The organism is Pseudomonas sp. LY-1, assembly GCF_053502595.1.
This window is the reverse complement of sequence record NZ_CP094353.1, coordinates 64,081-85,071: the sequence shown is the minus strand read 5'-3', so window position 1 is coordinate 85,071 and position 20,991 is coordinate 64,081. Positions and strand designations below refer to the sequence as shown.

Below are 20,991 nucleotides of genomic sequence, written 5' to 3'. Positions count from 1 at the left end.
TTGTCATCAAGCCTTGCTAGCCTGCCATTCAGTCCCCCCGGCAGGTTCGCGTCATGCTCATTCGCCTACTGCTGCTCTGCGTATTGGCCACGGTTGCCACGTCGACCCCGGCCATGACCCTCTACAAATCCACCGACGCCAATGGCGAGGTGTTTTTCAGCGACCGGCAAACCCCCGGCGCCCAGGCGTTTGTGATCCGGGAGCGGGAGGCCGTGCGCGTGCAACGGCCGGTGCTCGACCGGCCAAGGCCCGGTTATCCCCAGCAGGCCTACCGCTACCCCTTGCCCTGGCGCGGCGGGCCGTTTCGCCTGAGCCAAGGCCCCAACGGCAGCTTCAGTCATACCGACGCCAAAAGCCGCTACGCCATGGACATTGCCATGCCCGAAGGCACGCCGATCATTGCGGCGCGCAGCGGCAGGGTGGTGAAGATCGAGAATGACCAGGCCGGGCGCGGCAACGATGCTTCAGGGAATTTCGTGCGGGTGCTGCACGATGACGGCACCCAGGGCGTGTACCTGCACCTCAAGCAAGGTTCGGTCAGCGTCAGGCCGGGGCAGCGGGTGGCGGTGGGCAGTGCGCTGGGGTTGTCGGGCAACACCGGCAACAGCAGCGGGCCGCACCTGCACTTTGTGGTGCAGCAGCGGACCGAGGCGGGGCTGGTATCGATCCCGTATGAGTTCAACCAGCCCGTGGGGGTATTGCCCAATTTTGCCTTGGGCAATTGACGGTCAGTCCAGCAGCAGGACCTTGGCCAGCACGATTTTCGGCCCTTTCATCTTCTTGATGATGATCCGCAGGCCTTCAACCTCGAGGACTTCTTCCTCTTCCGGCACCCGCTTGAGGGTGTCATAGACCAGCCCGGCCAGGGTTTCCGCTTCGATGTGGTCGAGGTCGACGCCGAGCAGGCGTTCCACCTTGAACAGCGGCGTATCGCCGCGTACCAGCAGTTTGCCCGGCTGGTAGGCGAGGATGCCGCGCTCGGCCTTGCGGTGTTCGTCCTGGATATCGCCCACCAGCACTTCGAGCACGTCTTCCATGGTCAGGTAGCCGATGACCTTGCCGTCGGCTTCTTCCACCAGGGCGAAGTGCGCGCCGCCTTTGCGGAACTGCTCCAGCAACTGCGACAGCGGCATGTGCCGCGACACGCGCTCCAGCGGGCGGGTCAGTTCGGCCAGGTTGAACGACTCGGGGAGATGGTCCAGGTTCGCCAGTTCCAGCAGCAGGTCCTTGATGTGCAGCAGGCCGACAAACTCGTTGCGCTGGGCGTCATACACCGGGTAACGGCTGAATTTGTGGCGACGGAACAGCGCGAGGATTTCCTTGAGCGGAGCGTTGAAGTCCAGGGTCACCAGGTCTTCCCGCGAGTTGGCCCAGTCGACCACTTCCAGTTCGCCCATTTCCACGGCCGAGGCCAAGACGCGCATGCCTTGGTCGCTGGGGTCCTGGCCACGGCTGGAGTGCAGGATCAGCTTGAGTTCTTCGCGGCTGTACTGGTGCTCATGGTGCGGGCCGGGTTCGCCTTGCCCGGCGATCCGCAGGATGGCATTGGCGCTGGCGTTGAGCAGGTAGATTGCCGGGTACATGGCCCAGTAGAACAGGTACAGCGGCACCGCCGTCCACAGCGACAGCAGTTCCGGCTTGCGAATGGCCCAGGACTTGGGCGCCAGTTCACCGACCACGATGTGCAGGTAGGAAATCAGGAAGAAGGCGGAAAAGAACGACACGCCTTTGATCACTTCCGGCGACTCGACGCCAGCGGCGCCCAGCAGCGGCTCGAGGATATGCGCAAACGCCGGCTCGCCGACCCAGCCCAGGCCCAGGGAGGCGAGGGTGATACCCAACTGGCAGGCCGACAGGTAGGCGTCGAGCTGGCGGTGGACGGTGCGCAGGATCTGCCCGCGCCAACCATTGGTGTGGGCGATGGCCTCGACCCGCGTGGAGCGCAGTTTGACCATGGCAAACTCCGCCGCAACGAAGAACGCGTTGAGCAGTACCAGGATCAGTGCAAAAAGAATCATGCCGAAATCGGCGAAGAGTGTGGCGAGGGTGATACTTGGGGAAGGGTCCATGATGGGGTTTTGCGGGTTCCGTATGTTCAATAGGGGTGACAGGAGCGCCTGAAAGGCGGACACAAGTCGGCCAATGTAGCGGCTGGCGCAGCGCTTGCCTAGTGGTTGCTGCCTGATGGAGCCAGGAATACCTGCTTCGCAACAATGCAATTCCAAATGTGGGAGGGGGCTTGCTCGCACATTTAGTGTTGTATTGTGTCCGGGTTATTCATCATTCACGACCATCCGCGAACGGGTTACCTGGGGCGGCGGAAAATGGCAGGTAAAGGTGCTGCCGTGGCCGAGCACACTGCTGATTTCCAGGCGTGCGCGGTGGCGCAGCAGCACATGCTTGACGATCGCCAGGCCCAGCCCGGTGCCGCCGGTGTTGGAGTTGCGGCTGGAGTCGACGCGGTAGAAGCGCTCGGTCAGGCGCGGCAGGTGCTTGGCGTCGATGCCGATGCCGGAGTCTTGCACACTCAGGTGCGCGCCCTGGGCGTCGGCCCACCAGCGGATGCGGATATTGCCCTTGTCCGGGGTGTACTTCACGGCGTTGAACACCAGGTTGGAAAACGCGCTGCGCAATTCGCCTTCGCTGCCTTTGAGCAGTACCGACGGGTCGGCTTCCAGGGTGATCTGTTGCCCGCGTTGGCCGGAGAGGGCCTGGGCGTCGTTCTTGATGGTCTGCAACAGGCTTTGCACCGCCACCGGGTGGTTATCCGACGGGTAATCGGTCGCCTCCAGCTTGGCCAGCAACAGCAGGTCATTGAGCAGGGTTTGCATGCGCGAGCCTTGCTGCTGCATCTGCTGCAGGGCGCGGCTCCAGCGCGGGTTGATCTCGTCGACGTTGTCCAGCAGCGTCTCCAGGTAGCCACAGATCACCGTCAAGGGGGTGCGCAGCTCGTGGGAGACGTTGGCAACGAAGTCCTTGCGCATCTGTTCCAGTTGGTGGATGCGGGTTACGTCGCGCACCAGCATCAAGTGTTCGTTGTTGCCGTAGCGCGTCAGGTACAGCTGGATGCGTACGCGGTCGTTGGTGGGCGAGGGAATTTCCAGGGCTTCTTCGTAGTTTTCCTGCTCGAAGTATTCCTTGAAGCGCGGGTGGCGGACCAGGTTGGTCACCGGTTGGCCGCTGTCCTGGGGCGTCTTGAGGCCCAGCAGGGTCTCGGCGGCGCGGTTCCACCATTCGAGGTTGCCGTCGCTGTCGAGCATGATCACTGCGTCTTTCAGCGCGGCGGTGGACTCCTGCACCCGGTCGATCACCGCTTGCAGGCGCCCGCGTACCCGTTGGTCGCGGCGTTGCAGGTGGTAGATGCTGTCGAACACCTCGCCCCACAGGCCGTAGCCGTCGGGTGGTGCTTCATCGGGTTTGTGTTGGCGCAGCCATTCATGCAGGCGCAGCAATTGCTTGAGGGTCCAGCCCAGGTACAGACCAATGCCGACGGCCAGGCTCCAGCCGTATTGGCCGCTGATCAGGCCTACCAGCAAGCAGCCGGTGATCAACAGCAGCAGGTGGCGGATCAGCGTGCCATGCCAGTTTTGGTTCACTTGAACATGCGTCCTTGTCAGCTGTTAAGTCAGGCTCTTGCGTTCAGAAACCGGCTGGCTCAGCCCTTGGTGGAAAACCGATAGCCGGTGCCGCGCACGGTTTGTACCAGATTCTCGTAGGCATCGCCCAGGGCTTTGCGCAGGCGACGGATATGCACATCCACGGTGCGCTCTTCCACGTACACATTGCCGCCCCACACTTGGTCCAGCAACTGGCCGCGGGTGTAGGCGCGTTCCTGGTGGGTCATGAAGAACTGCAGCAGACGGTATTCGGTCGGGCCCATCTCGGCGGGCTTGCCGTCGATGGTCACGCGGTGGCTGATCGGGTCCAGCAACAGGCCGCCGACTTCGATCGGTGCTTCGCCATCGGTCGGGCCGGCGCGGCGCAGTACGGCTTTCAGGCGTGCGACCAGTTCCCGTGGGGAAAACGGCTTGGTGATGTAGTCATCGGCGCCGACTTCCAGGCCCTGGATCTTGTTGTCTTCTTCGCCCTTGGCCGTGAGCATGATGATCGGGATATCGCCGGTCAGCTCGTCACGCTTGAGGCGCCGCGCCAGTTCGATGCCGGAGGTGCCGGGCAGCATCCAGTCGAGCAGAATCAGGTCCGGTTTGCGGTCGACGATAATGGCATGGGCCTGCTGCGAGTTCTCCGCCTCCAGGCAGTCATAGCCGGCCATTTCCAACGCGACGGCGATCATCTCGCGAATGGGCGCTTCGTCGTCGACGATCAGAATGCTCCTGCCAACCATGCCTAAAGTCCTCTTGTCATTTAACTGTCTTGCGCCGCATTAGATAACGGAATTATTGCAGTCGTGTGACAGTAATTTAGCTGCTCGCGCAATTCCCGCCTGCGTGGACTACGCTTTGGGTCCGAATCCTGACAACCACAAAAGGAAGGTTCCGATGACTTACAGTACTTTTTCTTGGAAGGCCTTGCTGGTCACGGCGGCGTTGACGCTGCCGACCCTGGCATTCGCGGCGGACCCCGCGACGACCAAAGACGGGATACTGGTCGATCACAACGGCATGACGCTCTACACCTTTGCCAAGGACGCCGATGGCAAATCCCTGTGCAACGATAAGTGCGCCGCCAACTGGCCGCCATTGATGGCGGCGTCCACCGACAAGCCTATGGGCAAGTGGACCGTGATCACCCGTGACGACCAGAAGAGTCAGTGGGCCTACAGCGGCAAGCCGCTCTACACCTTCGTCATGGACAAGAAGGCCGGCGACATGACCGGTGACGGCAAGATGGACGGGGCCTGGAAAGTCGCCAAGCCTTAGTTGGGCCCTCGCGATGAGGGGCCTGGCCCCTCATCGAAAGCCGTAATCCGCGACAATCCCGACAAAGATCGCCAACCCGGCCCAGTGGTTGTGCAAAAACGCCTTGAAGCACTTCATCCGATCCCTGTCCCGGGTGTACCAGAATTCCCAGGCAAAACAGCCCGCCGCCGCCAGTAACCCCAGGTGGAACCAGCCGCCCAGCTCGAACCGCGCGCCGGCCAGCAACAGGCACGCCAGCGCCAGGCCTTGCAGGGTCAGAATGATCGCCCGGTCGGCGTCGCCAAACAGGATGGCGGTGGACTTCACGCCGATCTTCAAATCGTCGTCGCGGTCGGTCATGGCGTAATAGGTGTCGTAGCCCACCGTCCACAGCACATTGGCGATGTACAGCAGCCACGCGGCGGCAGGCAGGTTGCCGGTTTCGGCGGTGAACGCCATCGGCATGCCCCAGGAAAACGCCGCGCCCAGCACCACTTGCGGGTAATAGGTGTAGCGCTTCATGAACGGATAGCTCGCCGCCAGCGCCAGGCCGCCGAGGGACAGCAGGATGGTCGTCGCGTTGGTCAGCAGCACCAGCAGGAAACTGACGCCCATCAGCAGCGCGAAAAACACCAGCGCCTCTTTCGAGCTGATCTTGCCGCTGACCAGTGGGCGTTGCTCGGTGCGCTTCACGTGGCCGTCGACCTTGCGGTCGGCCCAGTCGTTGATCACGCAGCCGCCGGCGCGAGTGAGCACCACGCCGAGCACGAAAATCAGGATATTGATCAAGGACGGCGAGCCCTTGCCGGCGATCCACAGCGCCCACAGCGTCGGCCACAGCAGCAGATAGATGCCGATGGGTTTGTCCATGCGCGTCAACTGAATGAAATCCCAGGCCCTGGGGTTCAGACGGTTCAAGGATTTGAGCAGGCGTTGATACATCAGCGGTTCTCCGGGTGGTCATGCACCGCGTGCCACAGGCTCGGCAGGAAAATTTCGGCGACCAGCACGCTCAGCGCCCCGCGATCGAACCGCGAGCGGCGCGCCCACAGCCCGTCGAGCTGATCGGCTGTGGGCAGCCATGGGCGTGGGTAATGGCAGACCTCGATCGCCCGGCGCGTGAAGGCGCGGTCGCAGAACAGCAGCTCGCCCAGGGAGCGGCTCCCCAGCTCGTCCATATGCAACCCGTCGCCTTGCAACGCACTGCGCGACGCCACGCTGCGGGCAAACACCCACGGCTGGCCATGCCCGCGCAAATACACCTCGCGCACCCAACCGATGCTGGCCTGGGGCAGGTCCAGTGCCGCGCACTCATCGTCGCGCAACGGCTGCCAGCCTTCGCACAGCGGCGTCACGCTGAAACTGTCGCTGGACAGCCCCGTCAGGCGACGCGTCAGCGAGCCCTCGTCGAACAGCCAGTCAAGGGTCAACGGCGCGGGCAGGGGGCTCAGAAGGCTCTGGGTCAGCCATTGGCAAGCATCGGGAAGGGCGATTGAGTGCGGCACGGTGCGTCAATATTGGCAGCAAAAGAGGCCGCGAGCTTACCATGGCGTCCGGCTCTTTTGCCGGGCTGAACCGGTGCCTTGTGTCGATCGTACTTGCATCTGCAGGCCCCGATCAGTACAAAACGCGCTGAGCCGCACGGCAACGCGGGATCTATCGACCGTCGGCCAACCTGCCTGGACCCTGAGGAAGCAAGTAAATGAAGAAGTGGCAATGCATAGTCTGCGGCCTGATCTATGACGAGAAAGAAGGCTGGCCGGACGACGGAATCGCTCCGGGTACCCTGTGGCAGGACGTTCCGGAAGACTGGCTGTGCCCGGACTGCGGCGTGGGCAAAGTGGATTTCGAAATGATTGAAATCGCGTAATCGCGAATTTAAGAAACGTACTACAAGGAGAAAGGAATGAACGCACCTGTCGTGATCATCGGCACAGGGCTCGCCGGTTACAACGTGGCCCGCGAGTTTCGCAAGCTCGACAGCGATACCCCGTTGTTGCTGATCACCGCGGATGATGGGCGCTCCTACTCCAAGCCCATGCTCTCCACCGGCTTTGCCAAGAACAAGGAAGCCGATGGCCTGAGCATGGCTGAACCCGGCGCCATGGCCGAGCAACTCAAGGCCGAGGTACGCACTCATACCCGTATCACCGGTATTGACCCGGGCCACAAGCGCTTGTGGATCGGCGAAGAAGCGGTGACTTACCGCGACCTGGTCCTGGCCTGGGGCGCGGAAACCGTGCGCGTGCCGGTCGAAGGCGACGCCGCGGAGCTGATTTTCCCGATCAACGATCTTGAAGACTACGCCCGCTTTCGCGCGGCAGCCGTCGGTAAACGCCGCGTGCTGCTGCTTGGCGCCGGCCTGATCGGCTGCGAATTCGCCAACGACCTGATCCTCGGCGGCTACGAAATCGACCTGGTGGCACCGTGCGAGCAAGTCATGCCGACCCTGCTGCACCCAGCGGCGGCCGCAGCGGTACAAGCCGGGCTGGAAGGCCTTGGGGCGCGCTTCCACCTGGGCCCGGTGCTCAACCGCCTGCAACGCAGCGCCGAAGGTCTGGAAGCGCACCTGTCGGACGGTGAAGTGATCCAGTGCGACCTGGTGGTCTCGGCCATCGGCCTGCGCCCGCGTGTCGACCTGGCCGCGGCTGCCGGCTTGCAGGTCAACCGTGGGATCGTGGTCGACCGCCACCTCAAGACCTCCCACGCCAACATCTATGCCCTGGGCGACTGCGCCGAGGTCGATGGCCTGAACCTGCTGTACGTCATGCCGCTGATGAGCTGCGCCCGCGCCTTGGCCCAGACGCTGGCGGGCAACGCCACGGCCGTCAGCTACGGGCCGATGCCGGTCACCGTGAAAACCCCGGTCTGCCCGCTGGTGGTTTCGCCACCGCCACGGGGCACCGAAGGCGTGTGGAGCGTCGAAGGGCAGGGCGCCGACATCAAGGCCCTGTGCCGCGATGCCAGCGGCCGCCTGCTGGGCTACGCGCTGACCGGCAGCGCCGTGATGGAAAAACTGGCGTTGAACAAAGAACTTCCGCCGCTGCTGGCGTAAATACCGGTCGTTCTGTCGGAATAACCCTATTTTTCACCCTAGAAAGGTCGCCACGAGACTGGCGCGGCGTCCGAGGGCATGCCATCCTCACTCCCGTCTGCCGCAGAGTAGAGCCTGCGGCGCCTTGGGCGCTGCTCCATTAGAGAGCAGCACGGACATAACAACAAAAAACCGTCAAAGAGGCTTCACTTATGCGTAAACCAGAACTCGCAGCCGCCATCGCTGAAAAAGCGGACCTCACCAAAGAACAGGCGAATCGCGTCCTCAACGCCGTTCTCGAAGAAATCACCGGCGCCCTGCACCGCAAGGACAGCGTCACCCTGGTTGGCTTCGGCACCTTCCTGCAACGCCACCGCGGCGCCCGCACCGGCAAAAACCCGCAAACCGGTGAGCCTGTGAAAATCAAGGCCAGCAATACCGTTGCGTTCAAGCCGGGCAAGTCGCTCAAAGACAGCGTCAACCCGTAATAGCGGTATCGTCTCGAAGGGGGCGGGGAGGTAGAAAAAGTGGGCACGCCGACTGGGTCGGGTGCCCATTTTTTGTGCGCGTGGAAAAGCAATCGAGGCGCAAGGAGGGGGCTCACGGCTTATACAGTTATTAGTATTAGCGGGGCAGAGTTTTTTATTGTTTGTAAAGGACGATTACTTACGCATTGGAACTTAATGGGTACGAGGCGCCACCTATTAGTCGAGATTGCAGGGACGCGCTCAAGACTATTTTAAAGAGGTGTCTCAATGAAACTCACTGATCTAACTTATATTCCTCCAATTACTCCATCACCTCAGCCAACTGTGCCAGGAAACTCAGTTCCGTTGACGTCGGGTAATGGGCAGCAAACGGCTGACTCCTCGAAGATTGTATATGGTTCGAATGCGGGTAACGGAGGGGGTATTGAATATCCCACGGCGAGTAATGAGAAAGTGGGTGCTTCGGGTATGAGTGGTGCTACTGCCCTTAAATCTTCCCAACGGAAACCGCCGCCAAGGACGCCAAAGCCAAAGCCAACGCCGCCGCCACCGCCACCGCCACCGCCACCGCCAAAGCCAACGCCAAAGCCAAAGCCAAAGCCAAAGCCAACGCCAAGGCCGCCAATGCCACCGCTGAAAGAAGGATCACCTGGCATTAAGGATTCTTTCAAGACCACGCAAAATATTAACGATCTACACGATAAAAATGGGTTCCCGCCGCTCTCTTCTGAACTGGCGTCCAGCGCGCGCAACTCACTTATCAGTGGGGGGGTAAATTCACTGGTGAATATCCCGTTGAGTGTGGGGGAACATATGGCTTCCAAAGCCATCATCGATAGAATCGAAGCGCAAGCTGCAATGCCAGGCGCGGCAAAAAAGAACGCGGACGGCACGACCACGACCGTAGACCCGGCTGCAACAGAAAAGCAAAAAATAGACGCGCGCCTCGAAGACAGTGAAATAAAAACAGAGTTGATGGCCAACCAGATCCTTTCCATTAACGAAGGATCTGAGGCTAATGCGGTTAGTAAAAAATCGGAGGCACCAAAAGACACAGCCGGGCGCTTGACCAATCAAGAAAAAACTATGGATGGCATAGAAGCCCAGTTGCAAGACCTGGGTACACGATACGACCTTGTTTATAAGCCGTATGAAGCGCCGAAGTCGTCGGATGCACCGACTGACAAGTCTCGTATGGATGCGATTGAACTGCGCCACAAGCACATGAACAGAATGATTAAAAGATTGATAACGCTTGTAGAATCGGATGTAACGTAGTCTTGATAAACTCTTGATTCAAGAGTGGAGAGTGGCGGATTTGTTTAGGCAAGTCCGCCCTGTCCGTAAAATTTTAATAGCGGTGCGGTCTCGAAGGGCTGCGGGACGGTAGGAAAAAAGGGCATGCCGACTGGGTTGGGTGCCCATTTTGGGTGGGACGGGACCAGGGAATCTCCCTCGGCTTGATTGTTGTGGCGCATTACCCGAGTATTTGCGCTTTCCCGAGTCACTCACATCCATGGAAAGCGATCACTGTGACCCTCTACAGAATTCAAGAAGCGGACCTCGACATCCCTGATACCTGGCAGGACCAGAGTATCAATATCTTCAAGCTGCCGGCCGTTGGCGGCGCCAAGGAAGCCAGTTTTGTCATCAGTCGTGATGCCTCCCAAGGCGACGCGATCTTCGCGGATTACATCGACAAGCAAGTGAAGAGCGCAGAGCAGCAATTGCCTGAGTTCAAGTTGGTCCAACGATGGGACACGGTGCTGCATGAACATGCCGCCACATTGCTGGATTACACCTGGAAGCGTGAAGGGCGCGAACTGATGTTGCGCCAGATGTTTATCGAACGAAAACCGGCCGTGCTGATCACCACATTGACGACCACGCCGAGTGATCTGGCTCATCACGAGACTGCCTGGAAAATTGCCATGAGCAGCCTCAAACCCCTTGTGTCAGCACCTGATTCATACACGGCAGCGGTTTAACCAATACGGCAGATAGACGCAATGGATGCGCAAGCAGCAGCACGCTTGGGTGATGAAATAGCCCACGGTTTTGGGGTCATGTCGATGATCGCCGGCGCTGTGGCGGGCGCATTGATTGGAGCTGCAGTCATCGCTGCCACCGTTGCCACAGGTGGAGTGGCGGTGGCGATCATGGCAGGCTCGGTCGCTGCGGGCGGTTTGTCGATGTTCCAAATCGTCAAAGGTCTAAATACGCTTTTCAACCTACCCGAACCTACCACGGGGAAGTTGTTGAAGGGCAGTTTCAATGTCTATATCAATGGCCTCAATGCGATGCGAGCGGGAGAGGACATCGCCTCGTCCTGTACCGGTTTTCCGATGAGTCACCCAATGTGGCCGTTTCCGGTATTGATCGCCGAAGGCAGTGCCACGGTCTTTATCAACGGCAAGCCGGCGGCCCGCTTGCATAGCAAAATGGTCTGCGGTGCACATATCAAGAGTGGCAGCCCCAATACGTTTATCGGTGGGCCGACAGTTTCGGTTGCGTTTGTTCTTGATATCGAAGGTTGGATGCATTCCGGGCTGGAGCTTATGGGGCTGCTGGCAGCCGGCGCTGCACTGGTAATGGCCGCCATGGTGGGTCTTGCGGTACTTGTCGAGTTTGTCGTGATCGGCGGCCTGGTTTTAGGCGGCATGACCCTACTGGGTGAATTGGGTGACCGGCTTGGGCCGGGCTATCGAGATCTGCTCCAAGGCGTGGCAGGTATGGCGATGCTAGGGCTGAGTCCGAAGATGGCAAGGTTGGCGACGCCTAAGTACAAACTTGGCGTGACTGAGGCTGATATCCTGGCAATGCCGAAGGGAAGCCGACCAAATGCCGATACCTACCTCTCACCTAAGTACGTAAGCGAACATCTAGCCCAGTTCGATAAAGGCGCCTCGCGCTTCATGACAAAGTCCAACCTCGACAAGTACGGAATTGCTCAGCGTGATGGCACCTCCTTCATTATGCCCAAGCACGAGGCGGATCAATTGCTGGCCAACGCCAAGGGTGACCCGAGAGCGTTGGAGCAGGCGCTTGGATTACCGAAAAACACGCTGGATAACAGCACTCTGGTTCGCATCGATATCCCCGCCCCGAAAGACTTGAATCTACGGATTCCCTCCGGGAATGAGGCCGGGGCGAATGAGTTATGGATTCCTGGCGGTAAACTGCCTACGGGCAGCAGTGAGGCAGTCATTGACGCAGGCAGTATTGCGCCCACTGACTTCAGTTGGACGCCATTAGGATTTTAGAGGTGATCATGAAATTTCAGGATGTTTTTGTAAGTCGGGAGCACATGTTTTCCGTTGGAATCGAAAAGGAGTCGGGTCGTTTTTACGTATCCATACCGGTCAGCAACGGTATGGTCGATTACGAGGAATATTATGAAATTGATCGGGCAACTTTTGAACTGTTCAAGCGTGACCCGAACGCTGCTCTACCGTTCGTCATGCGTTGTCGCAAGCGCGAGTTGGACGAGCTGTTGCTGATTCAGCCGGGAACGAACCGAGGCACGGCGATCTGACGTTTCAACATCGTCTACCCACACTTCTGAAAGGATCTATGGAAAGGAGTGCTGACGCGCTCGGTAGGTTGTTGGGTGATGGCACCTACAATGCGGTAGCGGCGAAAGCCAACGTCGAAGATGGGCTGGGCCACAAGTACTATGAGGCGTGGCGAGTGCTGGACCCAAACAGTGCCGAAGCAAAAGCCATTGCCAATAAGAGCAAAGCCTATTACGACGCGATAAGGGGGAGCAGTGGCAATTGATTTTGAAGCGCTTTTGACCCGGGATGTGTTCATCGACTACAACTTCGAAGAAGTCATGTATCGCTGGGATCATCGAGAGAAAAAATATACGTCAAGTTCTATGGCGCACAAGAGCGTACTGAGCCGGTTGCTCCTGACCATCGTCTGTATCGGGAAGCGTTGTGCTCGGGCCGGGAAATCACTCGTGAGCAATATGAAAAAGGATTTACACGTCAATGAGTATTCTCGACACCGTCATTGCGCTGGCCTGTCGTGTTCATGCTGGGCAGCTGGATAAGTCTGGCAAGCCTTACATTCTGCATCCGCTGCGCTTGATGTTGAAATTCGAGACATTGGATGAGCAGGTTGTCAGCGTTCTGCACGATGTTGTCGAAGACAGTGATGTCACCCTGGATGAATTAAGACAATTAGGCCTCAGCGAGCACGTGATACGTGCCATCGACTGTCTCTCAAAGCGTCCTGGCGAAGTCTACGAAGACTTTATCGCGCGGATTCGGCCTGACGAGTTGGCGCGCAAGGTGAAAATCGAAGATATCCGGGACAACCTCAACCTCACGCGATTGCCCACCTTAGAGGCCAAGGACCTGGAACGGATCGCCAAATATCACAAAGCGCTGCGCTATCTTTTGCTGTCGACCTGATCGACTGGGCAGGCGCTCTGTCTGCCTTGTCAGCGCTTGGGAAAGAAGGCTTTCACCGCTGCATCAATAACGCTTTTGATGCCTTTACCCTTGTTATCCACGGCACAAGCATTGCCCGCATTGAGGTCCAGCCGGCCGCCTGTATCGATATTGCCGTTACCACTGGCGTAAATATTGAACGCGGTACCCGAGATGTTGATCTCGCCACTGGCATTGAACTCCAGCACGCTCTTTCCACAGACCAGTCGAATTTGCGATCCTGCCTCGATCAGGTATTGGGTGTTGATACTGTCGCTCTTGGCCCCGCCGACATGCAAAGCATCGTTAGCCAACACCGCGCGCAGGCGGTCATTACCGATTCTGACCGTCTCGTTGTGATCCACAGTGCTGTGGCGGTCATGCCCCACCCAATGGCCTTCGTCATTTTCTACGGCAATATCCTGATTACGCTCCGCGTGGATATAGAGTTGCTCGGCGCCTTTTTTGTCCTCCATGCGGATTTCGTTGAAATTGGCGGGTGAGCCACCCTTGCTGGAGCGGCTTTTCATACCACTTTGTGTGGCATTCTCGGGCAGTTTGTACGGCACCGTCTGCTCCGCGTTGTACACCCGCCCAGTAATAATCGGCCGGTCGGGGTCGCCTTCCAGAAAGCTCACAATCACCTCCTGGCCGATCCGTGGGATCTGCATCGAGCCCCAGTTCTTGCCGGCCCAGGATTGCGATACGCGTATCCAGCACGAGCTGTTTTCGTTGGACTGGTCGTGGCGGTCCCAGTAGAAATGCACCTTCACGCGGCCGTACTGGTCGGTCCAGATTTCCTCGCCTTTGGGGCCGACCACCAGCGCGGTCTGCGGGCCTTTGACGATGGGGCGATAGGTGTTGGCCAGCGGGCGGAAGCTTTGTTGGGCGTCGATGCAGGTAAGGCTGCTGTCGAACTGCGCCGAGCTTGAACCGCCGCCGCTTTCCAGGCTTTCCTGAACGATGTAATAGCGGCAGCCGACGATCAGGTATTCGCGGTTCTGGTCCTGGCGGCTGAAGCCGGTGAGGCTGAACAGGTGGCCGGAACCGAGGCCGCGGGCGTTGCCGTTGAATTCGATTTGTTCATGCAGGGTTTGCAGGGCTTCGATGCGGGTGCGCGCGTAGTGTTCGCCGTCCGCGCTTTGCACGTAGGTGCCGGGGTAGTCGTACAGCGGGTAGTCGCCGGCGGCGTGCGGGCGCGGCATCGCCGAGCGCACGTCGATGCTCGCGCTGGGGCGCTGGAAGTCGTAGTCGTTGAGCTCCAGCGAGCCCGGCTGCACTTGCTGGGCCAGGTGCCAGTTGTACAGGTGGTCGCGTTCGCGTTGCTGCTCGTCCTTGGGGTAGTACGGAATCGACGCGTAGCCCGGCACCGTGGCGTGGGCGCCGTAGGCATCGGCCAGCACCAGCACGTGGCGGTCCTGTTCATGGCGGAAGAAGTAGTAGATGCCTTCCTGTTCCATCAAGCGGCTGACGAAATCGAAGCTGGTCTCGCGGTACTGCACGCAGTATTCCCACTCGCGGTACGGCCGGCTCAGGGCGTCTTCGAAGTCGGAAAAGCCGAGGTCGCGGAACACTTGTTTGATGATCTGCGGGATGCTCAGGTTCTGAAAAATCCGGCAGTCCGACGTGCGGCTCAGCAGCCACAGCCACGGGCGCAGCGTCACTTGGTAGCTGGCGAACTGGCCCTGGTCGATGCTCTGGCTGCACTGCGCGACGATGCCGTGAAAGTGCCGCTCGCCGCCGTCCGCCAATTGCACGCCGACGCTCATCGGCTTGCCCAGCAACTGGTTGAGGTCGATGTTGGCGTCCAGGGAGGTCAGTTGCAGCTCATAGGCGAACAGCCGACCCAACTCTTCGCCGCCGCCCATTTGATTGAGCAACAGCACGTCCGGCCCGAGGGGGCTGGTGATTTTGGCTAGGCGTGAGGTTTGGTTGAATAGCATCGGTTAACCCGTAAATTGCGTAATAGCTGAAGAAACCGGCTGCAAATGTGGGAGGGGGCTTGCCCCCGATAGCAGTGTGTCAGTTGATGCATCTGGTGACTGATTCACCGCCATCGGGGGCAAGTCGAATCGTCGCACCGCCCCTCCCACATTTTTGATCGTGTTTCTTCAGGTCAATCGTTGAACTGATAGTGCAATTCGTTATCCCGGCTACTAATCCGCACACCCGCCAGCGCCTTGCCTTCGAGCATGCGCGTGAGGAATTCACGGCTCATGTCCGGCAGCAGGCTGTTGGTGAGGATCGTGTCGATCATGCGCCCGCCGCTTTCGGTCTCGGTGCAGCGCGAGACGATCAAATCGACCACCGCGTCGTCGTAATCGAAGGCGACTTTGTGGGTGTTCTGCACACGCTTCTTGATGCGCTCGAGTTGCAGGCGGGTAATCGCCTTGAGCATCTCGTCGCTCAGCGGGTAATACGGGATGGTCACCAGTCGGCCGAGCAGTGCGGGCGGGAAAATTTCCAGCAGCGGCTGGCGCAGGGCTTTGGCAATGTCTTCCGGCGCGGGGATGTTCGCCGGGTCTTTGCAGACCTGGGAAATCAACTCGGTGCCGGCGTTGGTGGTCAGCAGGATCAGCGTGTTCTTGAAGTCGATGACCCGGCCTTCGCCGTCTTCCATCACGCCCTTGTCGAACACCTGGAAGAAGATCTCGTGTACGTCCGGGTGGGCTTTTTCCACCTCGTCCAGCAGCACCACGCTGTAGGGTTTGCGCCGTACCGCTTCGGTCAGCACGCCGCCTTCGCCGTAGCCGATGTAGCCCGGTGGCGCGCCCTTGAGGGTCGACACGGTGTGGGCTTCCTGGAACTCGCTCATGTTGATGGTGATGACGTTCTGCTCGCCGCCGTACATGGCTTCGGCCAGGGCCAGGGCGGTTTCGGTCTTGCCCACGCCGGAGGTGCCGGCCAGCATGAACACGCCGATCGGCTTGCTCGGGTTGTCGAGGCCGGCGCGGGAGGTCTGGATGCGCTTGGCGATCATCTGCAAGGCGTGGTCCTGGCCGATGATGCGTTTCTTCAGGTGCTGGTCGAGGTTGAGCACGGTTTCCAGTTCGTTGCGCGCCATGCGGCCGACCGGGATGCCGGTCCAGTCGGCGACCACCGAGGCCACCGCCTGGTAATCCACGGTCGGCAGGATCAGCGGGGTTTCGCCTTGCAGCGCGGTGAGGCGCTGCTGCAGGTCGACCAATTGCGCACGCAACTCATCGTTGCCGCTGTCGACCACGCCGACTTTTTCACGCAACGTGGCGCGGGTGGCGAGCAACTCATCGACCAGGGTTTTCTCTTCGGCCCAGCGGCTTTCCAGGCTGGCCAGGCGCTCGCGCTCGGCACTCAGCAAGGCTTCGCTGTTGCTCTGGCGCCCCCCGATGGCGATGCCGATCGCATGCTCGCGGGCGATGATCTGCAGCTCGGTTTCCAGGGCTTCGATGCGGCGACGGCTGTCGTCGACTTCGGCCGGCACCGCATGCAGGCTGATGGCGACGCGGGCGCAGGCGGTGTCCAGCAGGCTGACGGATTTATCCGGCAACTGGCGCGCCGGGATGTAGCGGTGGGACAGCTTCACCGAGGCTTCCAGTGCTTCGTCGAGGATCTGCACCTGATGGTGTTTCTCCATGGTCGAGGCCACGCCGCGCATCATCAGCAGCGCCTTGTCTTCCGACGGTTCGGCCACCTGCACTACCTGGAAACGGCGGGTCAGGGCCGGGTCTTTTTCGATGTGTTTCTTGTACTCGGCCCAGGTGGTCGCGGCCACGGTACGCAAGGTGCCGCGGGCCAGGGCCGGTTTGAGCAGGTTGGCTGCGTCACCGGTGCCGGCGGCACCACCGGCACCCACCAGGGTGTGGGCTTCGTCGATGAACAGGATGATCGGCTTCGGCGAGGCCTGGACGTCTTCGATGACCTGGCGCAGGCGCTGTTCGAATTCGCCTTTCATGCTGGCGCCGGCTTGCAGCAGGCCGACGTCGAGGCTGCGCAGTTCCACGTCTTTCAGCGCGGGCGGCACGTCGCCGGCGACGATGCGCAGGGCGAAGCCTTCGACCACGGCAGTCTTGCCCACGCCGGCTTCACCGGTGAGGATCGGGTTGTTCTGGCGTCGACGCATGAGGATATCCACCAACTGGCGAATCTCTTCGTCGCGGCCGACGATCGGGTCGAGCTTGCCGCTGCGTGCCTGTTCGGTCAGGTCGACCGTGAAACGCTTGAGCGCTTCCTGCTTGCCCATCGCACTCGGCGCCATCGCACCGCTGGCTTCGCCCGGAACGGCGCCGGCGTTGAAACCGTCGCTGGCCGTCAACGCATTCTCCGGCGAGTCGCCGACGTACTCGTCAAAGCGTTCGCTCAGGGCTTCGGCCTTGACCTTGTCGAACTCCGCCGACAAACCCAACAGCGCATGGCGCAGGCTCGGCGTCTTCAGAATGCCCAGCAGCAGATAACCGGTACGCACCTGGCTTTCGCCGAACATCAGGCTGCCATAGACCCAGCCGCGCTCCACGGCTTCTTCCACATGGGAGGACAGGTCGGTGATCGAAGTCGAGCCCCGCGGCAGGCGGTCGAGGGCTTCGGTCAGGTCGCGGGCCAGGCGCGCCGGTTCCACGTTGAACTGACGGATGATGCGGTGCAGGTCCGAGTCCTGCAGTTGCAGCAACTGGTGAAACCAGTGGGCCAGTTCCACATACGGATTGCCCCGCAGCTTGCAGAACACCGTGGCGGCTTCGATGGCTTTGTAGGCCACGCTGTTGAGTTTGCCGAACAGTGCGGCGCGACTGATTTCACCCATGCTCTGGATTCCTTGAGGTGGTGGCGTGATCGGCGTAATGCCGGGCCAGGATTAGGTCGTTGGCATCAACCGCAGGGCGGCCGAGCCAGGTATTGAAGCCCAGGCGGAACCGGCCGTTGAGTTGCAGCGCCGGGACTTCGGGTTGTTGCAGAACCAGGTTCAAGTCCCAGTCCAATTCATGGCCCAGGTACTCGGCCACCCAGGCCACCAGCTCGTTGAACGGCTGGCTGCCGGGCAGCATGCCCATGTAGTCGTCCAGCGCAAGCGGGCCCAGGCGGATGCGGAATTTGTGCTGGCGGTCCCACACATGGCTGCCCAGGCAGAAGTCCACGCCGAGCCGGTTGGCGCTGACCCCGACGCGACTGCGCTCGGGCAGTTCGAGCCATTGGCCGATGTATTCTTCGATCTCTACCGGCAGGCCGAAGTACTCGCCAAGGATCGCCTTCAAGCCATCCGGGTAGCGGGTCTGCGCCGACAGGTGGCCGCTGTAATGCAGCTTTGCCGTGTCGGGGATCAGCCCCTGGTTGAGCAGACTCGGCATGCCCCGACCGCTCAAGGCGGCGAGGCGCGCCGACCAGTAATCATCGTCCGGGCGGTCGTGGCTGACGGTCGGCCGCGCCTCGGCCCAGGCCCGATAGAACAGGCTCAACAGGCGATGGTGGAAGATATCCAGGAACTGTTTGCTGGTGCTGTCGGCATTGTTGCGCTGGCGTTCGCGCACGTACTCGGTGATGTGCAGCGGCAGCGGGCCGTTGGGGCCGCCGAGGCCGAAAAAGTACTGCTGCAGCCGCGCTGGCTTGCCCTCGCCAGCGGGGTCGACCGAGGCCAGGGTGGCCGGGGCGAAGGTGCAGTCGGCCTGTTGCCCGAGGCGCAGCGGGTCGTCCGCCAGGCGCAGGGACTGGCCCAGGCGCGGCAGGTCCGGCGATTCGCACTCGATACGCCGCAGCGCCTGGAAGAAATCGTATTCCCAGGGCTCCTGGTGCATCGCATCCAGGGTACTCACAGGGTCGGACGACGTCCGGGCTTGGCTTTCCATCGCATGATCTCGCCGCGTTCGGTGGTACGGATCACCGTCTCGGTAAAACTGTTGATCGACACGTAGCGTGCCAGGAAACGTTCCAGTACCGCACCGAGCAGGAACACGCCGGTGCCGCGAAACGCGTTTTCATCGAATTCCAAGGTGATTTCCAGGCCGCGCCCAAACACGATCGGGCCGGGCATCGGCAGGCGCCGGGTCACCGCTTTGCTGCTGACTTCGCGCAGGCCTTCGATCTGCAATTGCAGGGCGGCGTCGTTGCTGTCGCCATACAGGCGCAGCAGTTCGCGCAAGGCGCCCGCGCCCTGGCCCTGTTCGCTCAGGGACAAGTAGTTGAGCGACAGCTGGCTGATCAGGCGCCAGGCCTTGGCGTCATGGGCATGACTGGCGCGCGGGCGGCTCGGCCCGGCGACGCAGCGCACGGCCAGCACCGGGGCGCTGTCGGCGAGGGTGAAGTCGGTCTTGCCATTGCCCACGCTCATGAACAGCGGCAAGTCGCGGTTGGTACACAGCGCGCTCACGCCGAGTTGGCGCAGGTCGTGGCGATAGGGCGCTTGCTGGCTGTCCACCAGGCTGACGAAGGTTTCGCTGCCCACGTAGGTGGAGCGCGGGCCGTTGCGCCGCTGGTCGCTGGACAGCACCCGCGGCTCACGGCGCACGGTGTAGTACGCCTGGTCGCGGCCATAACGCGAGGGGTCGCGCACCGCATAGAACGGCAGGAACGGCTGCTCCGGCCCGGTGCCGTGGCCGGTGATGCCGTCGAGGGAGTGAATCTCGAAATCCATCGGCCGCGTGCGGTCGGCGATCACATGGTGTTCGTTGACCCGGTCGGACAAGTGGATACGGTCCACGCGTTTCGGGAACAGGTTGATCGCCGGGGTGCAGAACGGCAGGAACTGCGCGGCGCCGACGCTGCCTTCCAGGCTCGGTTCGTGGCGGTCGAACAGCACGATCAGTTCCAGTTCCTGGCCGTCGCAACGCTTGACCGCACGGCTCAGCTCGGCGAACTCGACGAACAGGAAGCGGTGGGGCAGGGCGAAGTATTCCTGCAGCAACCGATAGCCCTGGAACGCCCGCGCCACCACGGGCATGGCCGCGTCGGCGTCGTCGAAACCGCGCGAGCGCAGCGCGTCTGGTGGCAGGCGCTCGACCCAATCGCCCCCCGGCTTGCGCGCAAACACCGCGCAGGCATTGCCCAGTAATTGTTCGTAGAGGCGGAACGGTTGCTCATCGGCACCGCTGAGGTACAGCGGCAGGTTGTCCAGCGCGAGGCTGTTGAACGGCAACTCGGCGCCGGTGCGCAGGGTCAGGCGCAAACCGGCCTTGGCTTTCGGTTCGCTGGCCGCCAGGCGCCCGAGCACGGCGGCGGGGTTGCCAAAGTACTCGGCGTGGCTGACCTGCAACGGCCACAGCGTCACCGGGTGAGCGGTGCGGTACTCGCAGCAGGTCTGGGTTTCGCGGCCCAACGCGGCGCGCAATACGCTGTCGCGCGGCAACGGGAAACCGCTGGCCAGGGAGCCTTCATCCGGGTCGGTCTGCAGTTGCACCACGGTCATCGACGGGGTCGGCGCCAGGTAGTGTGGGTAGGCGATTTCCAGCAGGTTATGGGTGAAGGTCGGGTACTCGGCGTCGAGCTTGAGCTGCACGCGGGCGGTGAGGTAGGCAAAGCCTTCGAGCAGACGTTCGACGTAGGGGTCGGCGCAGTCCATGCCGGACAGGCTCAGCCGACTGGCGATCTTCGGGTATTCCTTGGCGAACTCGGCGGCGCTTTCGCGCACGTGGTGCAGTTCCTGGTTGTACAGCTCCAGCAGGCGCGGGTTCATGGGCGTCTCCGCTGGTCGGCGTTGACCACGCGTACATGGCCCGACTCCAGGTCCAAGTCGGTTTGCAGCAGCAGGCGCAACGGCACCGGCTGCGCCCACAGGTCGCCTTCGATCTCGAAGCTCAGGGCGTTGTGGTTCATCTCGCCATGGCCGACACGGGCTTTGACCCGCAGGGTGTGGCGCAGAATACGTGGCTCAAAGGTGGCGATCGCCTGGTAGATCAGGGCTTCCAGGGCCTTGATGTCGACGCTGGAAACACTGTTGCCCGCCAGCGCCGGCAGGCCGTAATTGACCACCGAGGTGCCGGCCGGGGTGTGCAGGGTGGCATCGGCGTCGAGCAACGACGTGGTGTTGAGCAGCCACGCCAGGTCACGCAGCACCGAGGCCTTCAATTGGGTGAGGGACAGCACGCGCTTGTCGGCGCTTTCCTTCGGGTTGGTTGGGTCGTCGTCGGTCAACCGGTCCAACAGGGACGGTTGCAGACGGTCGCGGGAAGCGATTTCAGTTACCACCAAAGCAGCTCCACGGACGGGTTGCG

Annotated in this window: 20 protein-coding genes and 1 pseudogene; 11 read left to right on the top strand and 10 right to left on the bottom strand. The window is 61.1% G+C overall.

Features of this window, described 5'->3' with window-relative positions:
* The first annotated feature begins 53 nt into the window (after nucleotides 1-53).
* Entirely contained in the window at nucleotides 54-725 is a 672-nt protein-coding gene (locus tag MOQ67_RS00400; protein WP_079444950.1) for a M23 family metallopeptidase, read from the top strand.
* A 3-nt stretch (nucleotides 726-728) separates the two neighbouring features.
* Here MOQ67_RS00400 and MOQ67_RS00395 read toward each other — a convergent pair whose 3' ends face one another.
* The 3 genes from MOQ67_RS00395 to phoB form a co-directional block, all read right to left on the bottom strand.
* On the bottom strand, nucleotides 729-2,069 hold the full coding sequence (locus MOQ67_RS00395) for a hemolysin family protein (RefSeq protein WP_017849997.1): 1,341 nt from the start codon (nucleotides 2,067-2,069) through the stop codon (nucleotides 729-731).
* A 204-nt stretch (nucleotides 2,070-2,273) separates the two neighbouring features.
* Entirely contained in the window at nucleotides 2,274-3,596 is a 1,323-nt protein-coding gene (gene phoR / locus MOQ67_RS00390) for a phosphate regulon sensor histidine kinase PhoR (RefSeq protein WP_017849996.1), read from the bottom strand.
* Between the two features lie 59 nt (nucleotides 3,597-3,655).
* Nucleotides 3,656-4,345 carry a phosphate regulon transcriptional regulator PhoB gene (gene phoB, locus MOQ67_RS00385; RefSeq protein WP_003176964.1) on the bottom strand — a complete coding sequence of 230 codons (690 nt, stop codon included), beginning with the start codon at nucleotides 4,343-4,345 and terminating at the stop codon, nucleotides 3,656-3,658.
* A gap of 154 nt (nucleotides 4,346-4,499) precedes the next feature.
* Here phoB and MOQ67_RS00380 point away from each other — a divergent pair, with 154 nt between their 5' ends.
* Entirely contained in the window at nucleotides 4,500-4,880 is a 381-nt protein-coding gene (locus MOQ67_RS00380) for a COG4315 family predicted lipoprotein (RefSeq protein WP_126589091.1), read from the top strand.
* 30 nt (nucleotides 4,881-4,910) lie between these two features.
* On the opposite strand, the gene ubiA is transcribed toward MOQ67_RS00380, so the two are convergent.
* Both ubiA and MOQ67_RS00370 read right to left on the bottom strand, forming a co-directional pair.
* On the bottom strand, nucleotides 4,911-5,801 hold the full coding sequence (gene ubiA / locus MOQ67_RS00375; RefSeq protein WP_017849994.1) for a 4-hydroxybenzoate octaprenyltransferase: 891 nt from the start codon (nucleotides 5,799-5,801) through the stop codon (nucleotides 4,911-4,913).
* Nucleotides 5,801-6,364, bottom strand: a complete 564-nt coding sequence (locus tag MOQ67_RS00370; protein WP_079444949.1) for a chorismate lyase — start codon at nucleotides 6,362-6,364, stop codon at nucleotides 5,801-5,803. Before MOQ67_RS00370 ends, ubiA begins: the two co-directional genes overlap by 1 nt.
* Nucleotides 6,365-6,561: 197 nt before the next feature.
* Between MOQ67_RS00370 and MOQ67_RS00365 the strand changes: the two genes are divergently transcribed.
* From MOQ67_RS00365 to MOQ67_RS00325, 9 genes and pseudogenes are all read left to right on the top strand, one after another.
* Complete coding sequence (locus MOQ67_RS00365) at nucleotides 6,562-6,729, top strand: rubredoxin (RefSeq protein ID WP_017849992.1); 168 nt, start codon at nucleotides 6,562-6,564, stop codon at nucleotides 6,727-6,729.
* Between the two features lie 36 nt (nucleotides 6,730-6,765).
* Complete coding sequence (locus tag MOQ67_RS00360; RefSeq protein WP_017849991.1) at nucleotides 6,766-7,914, top strand: NAD(P)/FAD-dependent oxidoreductase; 1,149 nt, start codon at nucleotides 6,766-6,768, stop codon at nucleotides 7,912-7,914.
* 191 nt (nucleotides 7,915-8,105) lie between these two features.
* A complete protein-coding gene (locus MOQ67_RS00355; RefSeq protein ID WP_003213368.1) occupies nucleotides 8,106-8,381 on the top strand; it encodes an HU family DNA-binding protein in 276 nt (91 codons plus the stop codon).
* A gap of 267 nt (nucleotides 8,382-8,648) precedes the next feature.
* Entirely contained in the window at nucleotides 8,649-9,659 is a 1,011-nt protein-coding gene (locus tag MOQ67_RS00350; protein ID WP_448675775.1) for a hypothetical protein, read from the top strand.
* Nucleotides 9,660-9,913: 254 nt separating this feature from the next.
* Nucleotides 9,914-10,369, top strand: a complete 456-nt coding sequence (locus MOQ67_RS00345; RefSeq protein WP_126589105.1) for a DUF1795 domain-containing protein — start codon at nucleotides 9,914-9,916, stop codon at nucleotides 10,367-10,369.
* Nucleotides 10,370-10,390: 21 nt separating this feature from the next.
* The gene (locus tag MOQ67_RS00340) at nucleotides 10,391-11,644 is read left to right on the top strand and encodes a PAAR domain-containing protein (RefSeq protein WP_017849987.1); all 1,254 of its coding nucleotides are present in this window, start codon (nucleotides 10,391-10,393) and stop codon (nucleotides 11,642-11,644) included.
* Between the two features lie 8 nt (nucleotides 11,645-11,652).
* Entirely contained in the window at nucleotides 11,653-11,916 is a 264-nt protein-coding gene (locus tag MOQ67_RS00335; RefSeq protein WP_046385147.1) for a hypothetical protein, read from the top strand.
* A 234-nt stretch (nucleotides 11,917-12,150) separates the two neighbouring features.
* Nucleotides 12,151-12,380, top strand: a pseudogene (locus MOQ67_RS00330) (hypothetical protein).
* A complete protein-coding gene (locus tag MOQ67_RS00325) occupies nucleotides 12,377-12,802 on the top strand; it encodes a guanosine-3',5'-bis(diphosphate) 3'-pyrophosphohydrolase (RefSeq protein ID WP_017849984.1) in 426 nt (141 codons plus the stop codon). The pseudogene MOQ67_RS00330 and the gene MOQ67_RS00325 overlap by 4 nt, the downstream one beginning before the upstream one ends.
* Nucleotides 12,803-12,831: 29 nt before the next feature.
* Here the strand turns inward: MOQ67_RS00325 and MOQ67_RS00320 are convergent, their stop codons facing one another.
* The 5 genes from MOQ67_RS00320 to tssE all read right to left on the bottom strand — a co-directional run bounded on the left by MOQ67_RS00320 (nucleotide 12,832) and on the right by tssE (nucleotide 20,965).
* Nucleotides 12,832-14,763: a type VI secretion system Vgr family protein gene (locus tag MOQ67_RS00320; RefSeq protein ID WP_046381627.1), complete on the bottom strand. Its 1,932-nt coding sequence runs from the start codon at nucleotides 14,761-14,763 to the stop codon at nucleotides 12,832-12,834.
* A 173-nt stretch (nucleotides 14,764-14,936) separates the two neighbouring features.
* Nucleotides 14,937-17,594, bottom strand: a complete 2,658-nt coding sequence (tssH, locus tag MOQ67_RS00315; protein ID WP_126589089.1) for a type VI secretion system ATPase TssH — start codon at nucleotides 17,592-17,594, stop codon at nucleotides 14,937-14,939.
* Nucleotides 17,587-18,630, bottom strand: coding sequence for a type VI secretion system baseplate subunit TssG (gene tssG, locus MOQ67_RS00310; protein WP_057004025.1), 1,044 nt, complete (start codon nucleotides 18,628-18,630; stop codon nucleotides 17,587-17,589). The genes tssH and tssG overlap by 8 nt, the downstream gene beginning before the upstream one ends.
* Entirely contained in the window at nucleotides 18,594-20,453 is a 1,860-nt protein-coding gene (gene tssF / locus MOQ67_RS00305) for a type VI secretion system baseplate subunit TssF (protein WP_017849980.1), read from the bottom strand. The genes tssG and tssF overlap by 37 nt, the downstream gene beginning before the upstream one ends.
* On the bottom strand, nucleotides 20,450-20,965 hold the full coding sequence (gene tssE / locus MOQ67_RS00300; protein WP_005792513.1) for a type VI secretion system baseplate subunit TssE: 516 nt from the start codon (nucleotides 20,963-20,965) through the stop codon (nucleotides 20,450-20,452). The genes tssF and tssE overlap by 4 nt, the downstream gene beginning before the upstream one ends.
* Between the last annotated feature and the right edge of the window lie 26 nt (nucleotides 20,966-20,991).